At 44.5% G+C, this 12,195-nt stretch carries 10 protein-coding genes; 6 read left to right on the top strand and 4 right to left on the bottom strand.

What is annotated here, in order from left to right; all coding sequences use genetic code 11:
* The first annotated feature begins 25 nt into the window (after positions 1 to 25).
* The 5 genes from IEY18_RS00280 (at position 26) to rfbC (ending at position 6,234) form a co-directional block, all read left to right on the top strand.
* Positions 26 to 1,966 carry a polysaccharide biosynthesis protein gene (locus IEY18_RS00280; RefSeq protein ID WP_188916673.1) on the top strand — a complete coding sequence of 647 codons (1,941 nt, stop codon included), beginning with the start codon at positions 26 to 28 and terminating at the stop codon, positions 1,964 to 1,966.
* A gap of 294 nt (positions 1,967 to 2,260) precedes the next feature.
* Positions 2,261 to 3,613, top strand: a complete 1,353-nt coding sequence (gene glmM, locus IEY18_RS00275; RefSeq protein ID WP_188916671.1) for a phosphoglucosamine mutase — start codon at positions 2,261 to 2,263, stop codon at positions 3,611 to 3,613.
* A 45-nt stretch (positions 3,614 to 3,658) separates the two neighbouring features.
* Positions 3,659 to 4,672, top strand: a complete 1,014-nt coding sequence (gene galE / locus IEY18_RS00270) for a UDP-glucose 4-epimerase GalE (protein WP_188916669.1) — start codon at positions 3,659 to 3,661, stop codon at positions 4,670 to 4,672.
* A gap of 123 nt (positions 4,673 to 4,795) precedes the next feature.
* Complete coding sequence (gene rfbA, locus IEY18_RS00265; protein ID WP_268244244.1) at positions 4,796 to 5,686, top strand: glucose-1-phosphate thymidylyltransferase RfbA; 891 nt, start codon at positions 4,796 to 4,798, stop codon at positions 5,684 to 5,686.
* Positions 5,683 to 6,234, top strand: coding sequence for a dTDP-4-dehydrorhamnose 3,5-epimerase (gene rfbC / locus IEY18_RS00260; protein WP_188916665.1), 552 nt, complete (start codon positions 5,683 to 5,685; stop codon positions 6,232 to 6,234). The genes rfbA and rfbC overlap by 4 nt, the downstream gene beginning before the upstream one ends.
* Positions 6,235 to 6,481: 247 nt before the next feature.
* Here rfbC and IEY18_RS00255 read toward each other — a convergent pair whose 3' ends face one another.
* Genes IEY18_RS00255 through IEY18_RS00240 form a run of 4 tightly spaced genes read right to left on the bottom strand, consistent with a single transcriptional unit; the run spans position 6,482 to position 11,865 of the window.
* Positions 6,482 to 7,708: a CDP-glycerol glycerophosphotransferase family protein gene (locus IEY18_RS00255; protein WP_188916663.1), complete on the bottom strand. Its 1,227-nt coding sequence runs from the start codon at positions 7,706 to 7,708 to the stop codon at positions 6,482 to 6,484.
* Positions 7,709 to 7,765: 57 nt separating this feature from the next.
* Entirely contained in the window at positions 7,766 to 8,176 is a 411-nt protein-coding gene (gene tagD / locus IEY18_RS00250; protein ID WP_188917832.1) for a glycerol-3-phosphate cytidylyltransferase, read from the bottom strand.
* A gap of 33 nt (positions 8,177 to 8,209) precedes the next feature.
* Positions 8,210 to 9,856: a nucleotidyltransferase family protein gene (locus tag IEY18_RS00245; RefSeq protein ID WP_188916661.1), complete on the bottom strand. Its 1,647-nt coding sequence runs from the start codon at positions 9,854 to 9,856 to the stop codon at positions 8,210 to 8,212.
* A 29-nt stretch (positions 9,857 to 9,885) separates the two neighbouring features.
* Complete coding sequence (locus IEY18_RS00240) at positions 9,886 to 11,865, bottom strand: exopolysaccharide biosynthesis polyprenyl glycosylphosphotransferase (protein ID WP_188916659.1); 1,980 nt, start codon at positions 11,863 to 11,865, stop codon at positions 9,886 to 9,888.
* A 26-nt stretch (positions 11,866 to 11,891) separates the two neighbouring features.
* On the opposite strand from IEY18_RS00240, the gene IEY18_RS00235 reads away from it, so the two are divergent.
* Complete coding sequence (locus IEY18_RS00235) at positions 11,892 to 12,179, top strand: hypothetical protein (protein WP_188916647.1); 288 nt, start codon at positions 11,892 to 11,894, stop codon at positions 12,177 to 12,179.
* Positions 12,180 to 12,195 lie beyond the last annotated feature (16 nt).

Below are 12,195 nucleotides of genomic sequence, written 5' to 3'. Positions count from 1 at the left end.
CTTTTTATGAAATAAGAAGGTTGGTATGGATATCCTTCAGGTTCTCTTTTCTTTAAAAAGAAGCCATAAACGTCTCATCAGCGTAATAGTAGATGCTGGATTTTTAATCCTTTCGTTTTGGTTTGCTTTATTTGTTCGGATTGACTCTTTAAGTGTGCTTGTTAACCCCTCATTCTGGTTGATTATTGTACTGGTGGCTCCTTTAAGTGTTGTGGCATTTGTTAAGCTAGGTTTGTATCGCGCAGTATTACGCTATATGGGAATTCAAGCGCTGGGAGCCATTATATTAGGCGTTCTAGCATCTACAGTTAGCTTAGTATTCATTGGATACTTTTTGGATGCCGGGCTACCGCGTACCGTTCCTTTGATTTATGCTGCTTTTGCTTTGGTTTTTGTTGGTGGAAGTCGCGGTATAGTGCGCTCCGCAGTTGGCTCTGGCCTTAAAAATATTGGCGAGCCTGTCATCATCTATGGTGCCGGTGTGAGTGGGCGGCAACTTCTTACCTCATTAGCGCAAAGCCATGAGTATTACCCATCGGCTTTTGTGGATGATGATGAAACATTGCAAGGCAATATCATTCAAGGAGTTCATGTTCACTCTCCCTATAGTATTAAAAAGCTTGTAAACCAAAAAGCCGCAACGAAGGTTTTACTCGCCATGCCGAGTATTTCTCGTAAAGCGCGGCAAGAAATATTGAGTCGTTTGGAACCATTGTCAGTGCAAGTTTTAACCATACCTGCAATGGCTGATTTGGTAAATGGTGACAAGCTTTATAGTGATATCAAGGAAGTAGAAATTTCTGACTTACTTGGCAGAGATGCTGTCGACCCTCGCGTTGATTTAATGACAGCAAACGTTCGTGGTAAAACCGTGATGGTTACGGGGGCGGGTGGTTCGATTGGTTCTGAGCTGTGCCGACAGATAATTCAGCAAAAGCCAAAACGATTAGTTTTGTTTGAATTATCTGAGTTTGGGCTTTATTCCATCGAAAAAGAGCTAACCGCTAAGGTGAAGGATCAAGGGTTAGATGTAGAGATATTCCCAATCATGGGCTCTATTCAAAAGCAAAATCGTTTAGAAGCTGTGATGAGCTCGTTTAAAGTTGAAACTTTATATCATGCAGCGGCCTATAAACATGTGCCATTGGTTGAGCATAATGTGGTCGAAGGCGTACGTAATAATATTTTTGGTACCTTGTATACGGCGCAAGCTGCAATCAAAGCCAAAGTTAAAACCTTTGTTCTCATTTCAACTGACAAAGCGGTTCGCCCTACCAATGTGATGGGGACAACCAAGCGCATGGCTGAATTGGCTTTACAAGCACTTGCGAATGAAGAGAACAATACACGGTTTTGCATGGTTCGTTTTGGTAATGTTCTAGGCTCATCTGGATCTGTTGTGCCTTTATTTCGCCGCCAAATTGCTGCGGGAGGCCCTGTTACAGTAACTCATCAAGATATTACTCGTTTCTTCATGACGATCCCTGAAGCTTCTCAGCTTGTCATTCAGGCGGGCGCTATGGGTAAAGGTGGTGATGTATTTGTGCTGGATATGGGAGAGTCCGTTCGTATTGTAGATCTAGCTGAAAAAATGATCCGCCTCAGCGGTTATGAAGTGAAGAACAGCGAGACCCCTGATGGCGAAATAGAAATTCAGTTTAGTGGCCTTCGACCTGGTGAAAAACTATACGAAGAGTTATTGATTGGTGATGATGTTATAGGGACTGAGCATGAACGCATTATGACTGCCAATGAGCAATTTATGCCTTGGTCAGAGTATCAAGTTGTTTTGAGTCAGCTAGATAAGGCTTGTCATGAGTTTGACCATCAAACTATTCGCGATATTTTGTTGCAAACGCCCACGGGCTTTAATCCCACAGATGGTATTTGTGATTTAGTGTGGCAGCAAAGACAAATTAAAAAGGCACCGTCTAAAGACGAAATCGTTGTTAATTTGGTTTCCTAATTCCTGTTTGGTGTAATTGAGAGCTGACGTTGCTTTGCAAGGTCAGCTTTTTCATTTTTTATTCGTAGGAAGTTAAGCAAATGTAAGCTCATTTTCAAATGCTTTTCTGTGACATAATGCTCTCTCATCAGTTTTGAGTGCATTTTAATCTTCATCTCAGCTTTATTCATTTGTATCACGAACGTGAACTGATGGCTCGGCTCGAAAGATGCTGGTTTATTTGATATATTAACTGTAATTTTTCAAAGGTTGAGGCCGCTTTAGGGACTCGACCTTTTTCATTAGGACAATGATATGACGCGTAAGTATTTTGGCACCGATGGCGTGCGCGGTAAAGTGGGTAACTTTCCTATTACACCTTCATTTGCGATGAAGTTAGGGTGGGCGGCAGGTACAGTGCTGGCATCATCAGGCACCAAAGGTGTCATAATTGGTAAAGATACTCGAATTAGTGGCTATATGCTTGAATCTGCGATCGAAGCAGGCCTGATTGCAGCAGGCGTCAATGTTTCTTTGATTGGCCCAATGCCAACACCTGCGGTTGCATATTTGGCTTCAACTTTTCGGGCTGATGCAGGAGTCGTGATTAGTGCCTCCCATAACCCGTATTACGATAACGGGATCAAGTTTTTTTCAAATGCAGGCACAAAATTGACTGACGCCCAAGAGCAAGAAATAGAAGTTTTGCTCGATAAGGCAATCAATGAAGATGGCATGGCGTGTGTCGAGTCAGATAAGTTAGGTAAGGTGAAGCGCATCGAAGATGCTGCAGGCCGTTATATCGAGTTTTGTAAAGGAACTTTTCCCAACGCACTATCGCTATCAGGTTTAAAAATTGTAGTTGATAGTGCCAATGGCGCGGCTTACCACATTGCGAAAAAGGTTTATGCCGAGCTCGGTGCTGAAGTGATCAGTATCAATGACCAGCCAGATGGGATTAATATCAATGACCGTTGCGGTGCAACTGATTTGAAAAGCCTTTCTATTGTCGTACAAGCTGAAGAGGCGGATTTTGGGATTGCATTGGATGGTGACGCAGACCGAATTATGTTTGTGGATCACTTGGGCAACAAAGTCGATGGCGATCAAATTTTATATATTTTGGCAAGCTCGTTAAAAGCAAAGGGCAAAATGGATGGTGGCGTCGTTGGGACTTTGATGTCAAATCTGGGGCTTGAACTTGCGCTTCGAGAGATGGATATCCCGTTTGTTCGAGCGAATGTTGGTGACCGGTATGTTGTTGAACAATTGAAGAAAACCGGTTGGAAAATTGGTGGTGAAAACTCAGGGCATATCCTGAGCTTAAAGCATACAACAACTGGTGATGGTATCGTTGCATCACTGCAAGTGCTAAAGGCGATTGTTGAATCGGGTCAATCACTTGCGGAATTAGTTTCCGGAATGAAGATGTTGCCGCAAGTCTTAATTAACGTGAGAGTTGAAAATGGCAATGCCGCGGCAATGATCGAGATGGATGCTGTCAAACAAGCAGTGAAAGATGCGGAAGCTGAAATGGGAGATAGTGGCCGAGTATTGCTGAGGAAGTCTGGTACAGAGCCGCTGATCCGAGTTATGGTTGAATCAACGGATCCAAGCGGAACTCAGCGGCATGCCGAAGCCATTGCTGAAGTGATCCGTAGTCTATAGTTATCATTATATCGTATTCATGGATTTTTAGATTAGGGAAAGGCTATGGCTGTTTTAGTGACCGGTGGTGCAGGGTACATAGGAAGTCACACAATTGTTGAGTTACTCAACATTGGCAAGGATGTAGTCGTTATCGATAACCTTTGTAATTCAAGTATTGAAGCGCTTAAGCGTGTTGAAAAAATTGCAGGTACCAGTATACAGTTTTATCAAGGTGATATTTTAGACAGCGTTATTCTGCATAAAATTTTCTCAGAAAATAGCATTGATGCAGTGGTCCACTTTGCTGGTTTAAAAGCGGTTGGTGAGTCTGTTGCTGAACCCTTAAAGTATTACCAAAATAACGTTGCCGGCACTTTGGTATTATGTGAAGTGATGAATAAATTTAAGGTCAAAAACCTTGTGTTTAGTTCTTCGGCCACGGTTTACGGCGAGCCTGCTTCACTGCCAATGCTTGAAAGCTTTCCTATGGCGCCTGAAAGCCCTTATGGGCAATCAAAGCTGATGGTAGAAAATGTGCTAGCTGATTTGGCTAATTCAGATCCCGAATGGAATATCGCTCGCTTGCGGTACTTTAATCCTGTTGGGGCCCATGAAAGTGGTTTGATTGGTGAAGATCCAAATGACATTCCCAATAATCTGATGCCTTTTATTGCTCAAGTTGCCGTCGGTAAGCGCGAACAACTGAGCGTTTTTGGTGATGATTATGAGACGCCAGATGGAACCGGCGTCAGAGACTATATTCATGTCGTCGATTTGGCTCGTGGTCATTTAAAAGCACTTGAAAAACTAGCGACGGGATCTGGTCTCGTCACTTACAATTTGGGTACCGGTGTTGGTGTTAGCGTTCTTGAAATGGTGAAAGCTTTTGAGCAAGCTTGCGGCATGCCGATCCAATATCAAGTGGCAAAAAGGCGGTCTGGAGATATTGCTGCTTATTGGGGAGATCCTTCTCTGGCTAAGAAAGACCTAGGCTGGCAAGCAACCCATACTCTAGATGACATGGTTTCTAGCAGTTGGAAGTGGCAGTCCATGAACCCTGATGGTTATTATTCATAGAAAGCTCATTCATTATGGCCAGAACGCTAGCTTGTAGAGGGCTGGCGTTTTTTGTTTAGAATAAGTACAACCTGCAAGTCGTAAAATCAGTAGAAGCGCAGGTAACAGGATTCGGGGGCTAAAATCGTTGTAACTAAAAAAGGCATTGTTCTAGCCGGCGGGCAAGGTTCTCGTCTGTATCCGATGACACTCAATGTGAGTAAGCAACTGCTACCCATTTACGATAAGCCTATGATTTATTATCCATTGGCGACGTTGATGCAAGCTGGAATTCAGCATATTTTAATCATCTGTACAGCCCGAGATTTACCTTTGTTTCAGACATTGCTGGGTCGTGGTCAGCAGTGGGGCATTCACCTTGAATATGCCATTCAAGAACAAGCGAATGGTATCGCAGAATCCCTGTTAATTGCGGAAGATTTTTTGGCTGGTCATGGTTGCGCATTGGTCTTAGGGGATAACCTTTTTTATGGTGAAAACTTAGCGCAGATATGGCTTGATGCGGCAAGTCAGCATGTCGGTGCCCATGTTTTTGCTTATCACGTTGCAAATCCTCAGGATTATGGTGTCGTCAGTCTTAACCAGCAGGGCGTTGTGATTTCCATTCAAGAGAAGCCGAAAGCGCCGAAGTCTCAATATGCCATGCCAGGATTGTACTTCTTCGACTCTCAAGCCGTTGAGTATGCGAAGGGTATTCAACCATCCTCTCGCGGTGAGTTAGAAATCGTTGATGTGATAACTCAATATATGAATACTAATCAGCTCACAGTCTCTACCTTAGGCAGAGGCGTGGCATGGCTAGATACGGGAACACCGGATGCACTTTCTGAAGCGACACAGTTTGTTGCTGCTATCGAAAAGCGTCAAGGTTTAAAAATAAACTGCCCAGAAGAGGTCGCATTTCGGCAAGGCTGGATTGATGGTTCACAATTAATGAAGTTGGCAAAGCCTTTGTTAAATAGTGGCTATGGCGAGTATTTAGAAAGTTTAGTTAGAAAACAGAGACGTTTATGAAATGTAATCAATCAGCGATTCCGGATGTATTGGTTTTTGAGCCGGTTGTACATCATGATGAGCGGGGTTTTTTTAAAGAGGTCTTGAGGGAATCAAGCTTTAACCAATTTCTTTCGCTCTACGGCCAGCCGAGTCAGTCTTTAGTGCAGGAGAATTTGAGCCAGTCAAAGCGCCACGTTCTTCGAGGATTACATTTTCAGTCTCAGCAACCACAAGGAAAACTAGTGAGTGTGGTGCATGGAGAGGTATTTGATGTTGCGGTGGATATTCGACCTCATTCTGAAACATATGGCCAATGGGTTGGACATATATTATCAAATCAAAACCATCAGCAGGTTTGGATTCCACCGGGTTTCGCCCATGGCTTTCTAGTGTTGAGTGAGTCTGCCGATGTGCTTTATAAGTGCTCGAGTTACTATATGGCTGGTGACCAACAGGGCATTTTATGGAGCGATCCAACGCTTGCGATTGACTGGCCCCTCGCTAAAGGACAAAGCCCTATACTCTCTGTACAAGATGTGACTCAACCGTTATTTCGAGGTGAATAGACCCGTAAAGGTTCGATATTAGTCATTTATATATTGTGCTGTTTGTATGATGACTTTAAGTCGTTTTTGTTAACTCCATTCTAATTAGCATATCAATTGCGCCCATCAATTGCGTCCATTAATACAGGCCCTAAATACTCCCAGTGGCATTTCCAGTTGAATTCTCATTGTGGCTTTTATCGCAATATATGTTGCGTTACTGCCAATACTCTTCTTAATCAAAAAGTCGCTAAATGACTTAAAATCACTAAATTGTAATCGCCTTGTGTAGGACTTCAAAAGACGTTTGCTGCTGTTGCCAATACAGCTGTTTGGCAAGTTGGTAGTCTTGTGTCTGAGTTGCCGTCGACGTTATTTGATCTCGTTCACCGAATCTTCCATGCCTGCCTTTTGCAGCGATATGAATGAATGCCTCAGAATTGTGGATTTCTATGCCGGGCAATCTCATGTGCTCTGCATACTCATATTGAGCGCGACTCTTGGTGAGGTAGCTGTCTTTATCGAATTGAAAAAATGCCAATGGCACTTGGAATTGCAGTGCGTCGATATAAAGTGATGAGTAGTCGGTAATCAATAGATCAAGATACGGCAGCAAGTCGTATACATCCTCTCGATGGCTGATATCAATGATGTTAGGCTGCTGTGCCAATGCTTCAGCTAAATGCCGCTCATTCGGGTGGCAACGTATAAGTAGTAACGTGTTACTCGCAACCAGCTCATGGGATAAATTGAGCCAGTCTATGACGTTGACATACGGGTTCTCGTCCGTGCTGATGTTATCTCTAAAGCTAGGCGCGTACAGCACAACGCGCTGATAGTCAGCAAGTTTGATCGCGGGTGAATGCAAAGGTTTTACCTTCGGTATCGCATAAGAGGCTTGAGCGTCTGCGAAATAGTCGGTTCTAGGGTAGCCGCTGCGCAATATCTGCTCGTGAGATATACGGAATGCACTAGAAAATAGGGCATCGACGAGTGGACTCGGGCTTAACATGAGATCAGGGCGTACATATTCCTGATGATGGAATAGCTCAGTCATGAAGCGGTTCACAATTCCAATGGGCCGATAGGTAGATGCTAAGGTGCCGTGTTCAATATCATGTTCAATTTGTTTTAGCGGACTCCCATGCCACAGGTTAATTTTGAATGTGCCGCCAGTAAGATATTGATTCACATCTCCCACATAGCTGCTGTAGCAAACGTATTTTGCCGTTAGGCTATGGAAGACCCCTTGTAAGGACCACCTCACGTAAGCTTCATGACCGGATAAGCGCAATTGCTCGACGAGTCGGTGATTGCCTGAAATCCATATTGCACGGATAAATTGGCTCTGAGACCAGTGCAAGAATAAGTATTTACTGTTGTCGCTAAATAAGTTGTGGTGGCAACCAAATACCGCTTTATGCTTGTTTCTAGGGCTTAGTTTCGCGAGTTGATATAGGCACTTGCCGATAATTGCCTTCAATACGTTAAGCATAGGGCTATCCTCTATTTTTACTGGAGTTGGATTTCACTCATGTGAGCCTATTCCATTCTACGGGGTGGCTAGCTGCTGAATATTTCTTGCGAGATTATCTTTAATTTCAGTCGTAGAGATGTCCTCAGTTCTTGGCAAATAGACCACCTGACAATACTTTTTCAAATCATCAAACTTCCCTTGCCAGTCGTCACCAATTGCAAAAATGTCGGCATGATAAGTTTGAATATCCCTCGCTTTTTGCTGCCAATGTTGTTCCGGGAACACGGCGTCTACAAACCTGCATGCGCTCACTATCTCTGCGCGTTGGCGATAGCTAAAAAATGCCATCTTTCCTTTCATTGCATTAAATTCATCGGTTGAAACACCCACAATTAATTGGTCTCCTAGCGCACTAAGCCTTTCGAGTAGGCGAACATGGCCGATATGAAATAAATCAAAAGTTCCGTACGTGATTATCGTTTTCATCATGTGTTTCTCCTATGTCCGAATGAGTGTCGGTTAATGTATCGGTGCATGCTTTGGGGTAGAGGGCTGACTAACATTGAGCTGGCTATTGATGTTCAAAATTGATGACCGGATGTCACTTTCCTGAGCTGCATCAATAGAGCCTAAGGAAGTCGCATTTCGCAGCGATTGCCAAATTAGCGTGATGCCTTTCATGGCTGAGAACTGATGCATAAATTCAATTTCAGCCAGTAGAATTTGTTCAATTGGTGCTTTAGAAAGTAACAGTTGTTCTGGCCCAAATACGCCAACTGGTAAATGATGATTGGTTGCTAATACAGAGTCTGGCTTGATACGTTGATGTTGATGTGCCGCAGCAGAACGTCCGAAAAACTTGAGGCGTCCAGAAACGACGTGCCATAGCTCAGGAAGGCGCGCGACCACTTGGGGGGGAAGGTGCCATTGCCAAGATGCAAACCTCTGACCTCTATTGTCGATAAAGGGGTTTTTAATCATCATTTGATGAGGCTGTTTTAGCCACGCAGCTATGTGAAGCATTGGCCAACACGGTAAGCTGATGACGAGTATGCAAAGGGCGATGAAGCGCTCCAGAAAGCTGCTTTGATGCAAAACTTCTAGCGTTTTAGTAGTTGGGTGTGTTTGTTCAAGGTTATGAGTTTGGCTTGCCTGTTGCGCTTGTGTTCGCTCCTCTTGAGTGGGGCTCTGAAAAAATGACGATGCTGTGTGCTGAGAGATGCTTTCCCCGATTACGGTATTGTCAGTCACCTTGCAGGCTGTTTGCGTATCCATTTGAATAATATGGTTCTGACAGACAATTGAATTTTTGATGCTGAGGTGCTCGCCAATAAAAGTATTCGGCAAAACGAGGCTATTTTCTATTTTCGTTTCTGCGCCGATATTACATAAATCACCAATAACGACTTGGCCTTGCAGCCGGCACGAGCTATGAATTTGTACACATTTGCCAATCGCACCATTTGCATTTTGCTCGTGTGCAGAACAAATTTTAGATTGAGCGCCCACAAAAAGACGATTGGCGCTGCCGCTGACTAATGCATGCCCTTGAGGCGTCATCCCTGCGACTTTTTGGCTGGCAATATCTCGGTTGGCTTGTAAGTAATCATCAAGAGAGTCCAGGTGATAATTCATGCCGTGAATGACTTGGGTTACTGGCGACTTGTCGCTTTGCTGTTGAAGTGGCCAATTGAGCGATTTGGCTTGCGTTAATTCCACCGCCTTGCTTTGAGATGGCTGGAGTAGTACTAATCCAGCGGGCTTATGGTTGATTAAGACGTCGACAGATCCATGGCTCATATTTTTTGCGTAGGCAATAAACTGTTCGATACACGGGCTGCGAAGAATATCCCCCCTGACTAACAGAGTAGGCAGGGCTTGATGCACCGTTAGTCTTTGGATGATGTCTTCAGTGCGTTCTTGCTGCTGGCAAGGAAAGTAACTTAACTGAACCCCCCAACGACAGCCTTTTTGGAGATGGGCTGCAATTGCTTGAGAATGCGTATCTGCAACAATTTTTATATCCTGAATACCCGCGCGAGCGAGATCTTCAATGGCGTATTCGATAACTGCTTTGTTAGCTACCGGTAGCAAGGCTGGCGTGTAAAATTGATTTAATGGAGCGACTTCGCTGCCGGTTCGATTTGCAAAAATAATTGCTTGCATGATATTTGTCCTCAATCTAAGTGGATCCATTAATATGCGCCGCGGGCCAAAACGACTGCTGGAATGGTTTTGATTAGAAGCATGACGTCTGCTTTTAGCGATTGCTGGTGGATGTACTCAACATCCAGCTCAACTTGTTGAGCAAAAGGAATATCTGAACGCCCCGAGACTTGCCAGATACAGGTAATTCCAGGTTTAACTGCGAGCCGTTGCCGTTGATGAGTTTCGTATTGCGCGACTTCTGACAGTAAAGCGGGTCTTGGTCCAACTAAGGACATATCGCCTTTTAATACATTCCACAGTTGCGGTAGTTCATCAATCGATGCTTTTCGAATGAACTTACCGATGCGAGTGATGCGTGGATCTTGTTTCATTTTGAACAGCACACCACCTTTCATTTCATTGTTCTGCTGAAGTTTTTTTAACCTGTGGTCAGCATCTTGGTACATGGAACGAAATTTCCACATCGTGAATGCTTGGTTATTTTTTCCTGCGCGTTGCTGGCTATACAATGCTGCGCCCGGTGATTCCAAGCGGATTAAAACCGTAATCAGGCATAACAGTGGGCTCAATAGCATGAGTAATAATGCCGATGCACAGATGTCTAAAATTCGTTTGCTTATCTGGCTTATGGCGATATTGGCGCGTTGTAATCTCCGAGTGAAAATCGCTTTCACGGCGCGGATATTATGATGCTGAAGTGAGGTTGGCATCTCGAATTGGATCGCAGCATTTCGTTTGTCGTGCATTTGGTTGTTGGCCGATTGAAAGGCGCGCCACAAAAAAATGGGATTGCCGAGAATGTATCGGCGCCACATTCTTTGGGGTTCTTGCACTAAACGCCAAATCCACTCCATTCCAATGTGGCGCAACCACATCGGCGCACGACTTATTCGATTCGAGTAGAAATCAAACAAGCCTCCAACCCCTATCGCAATCGCAACGTTGAGTTGTGATGTATGCTCTGCAATCCATAGATCTTGCTTCGGGGCGCCCATAGCGACCAATAAAATGTCAGCCTGTGATTGGTTAATTTGCTCAATAATGGGGGTCGCATCCGAAAAAAAACCGTGGTGCGTACCCGCTATCTGTAGTTCTGGGAAGCGCTTCAGCATATTATTCGCGGCTGTCTCTGCGATACCGTCTTGGCCACCCAGCAAGAAAATTCGATGTCCTTGCTCAGATGCCTGCTTGCAAAGCGCAGGGAATAAATCTGTCCCGTTTAAATTGTCTTTGAGTCCAAAACCATGCCAAAGCGAGGCTAGACGGACACCAGAGCCGTCAGCAAGGAGATGCTCACAGCGGTTGAGTTGCTCCCTATAGGTCGCATTGCGATGACTGATATTGACGCAATCAGCATTCACGAAGGCATACTGAGTGAGTGTTGAGCGTTGCCCGATATGACGGGGGCGCATCACTCGCTCGTTTATGTCAGCGAGCACCTGCACCATAGTCAAGTTACTGAACGTTAATCCCATTATTTTGAAACGACGGCTGTGTCGGTTCATAGGGCGTGAAGAAGAGAGCGCATAGGTCGCAATGCAGCGGGTAAGCGCCATCATTAGACGTAGCGGCGAAGATAATGCCTGAGACGTCGCAATCTGGGCGTTTTCAAAACTAAGCCCCATTCTTTGTTGGCTTGCTGCCAGCGAAAATAGCCCAGGTTTGAAAGGTGAATCGGGTTGACCCTCAATGCTGTAAATCAGTGGATCGCCAAGTAGGGCAATATCGCCATTGATAACACTGAGTAGCCTTGGAGAGCGACCGAGCCAAGATTCATCATCGAACTGTTGAAGCGTCCTAATCGTTCCTTTCTCACCATAGACGTCAATGCGTTCGATGGGGTTCAGTTTTAACCATTGTCGACACAACTTGAGCAGCATCATTGGCGAAAGCAATGTCAATGCTAATGAGGCAAGCAAAATTTCCATAGGGCGTATCCAAGGATGAGCAAATCGATCTTGGTAATGCTTGATGTCGGGATGATTTTGTTTTCCTGTTCGATTCATTGTCTGCACCTCAAAGGATGATTCATATGACTTTGAGTGAAGGTATTGCAGGGGCTGTGCCAAATATTTTTATCTATAAAAACATGGGATTACTGGGTCTGATGCTGGTCGGGGGCTGGTGGTATGGATTGATTTGCAAATTGCAATGCGGCTTGCGAATTACCTGTGTTGGCAAAAACATAGAATCGTGGAAGGTCATCATTGCTGAAAAGCATGTTGTTGGTCGACAACTCGCTTTCATTTCTAAGGATAAATCAAAGCGAGTTGTGAGACAGTTTCATGGTGGGGTAAGCCCTTACCCCGCAAAGCCATGACGACGTGAGGGGCAAG

This window comes from Shewanella gelidii (assembly GCF_014647855.1).
In the GTDB taxonomy this organism is placed as follows: domain Bacteria; phylum Pseudomonadota; class Gammaproteobacteria; order Enterobacterales; family Shewanellaceae; genus Shewanella; species Shewanella gelidii.
Note: the sequence above shows the minus strand (reverse complement) of the source record. Positions and strands in the feature narration are given on the sequence as shown.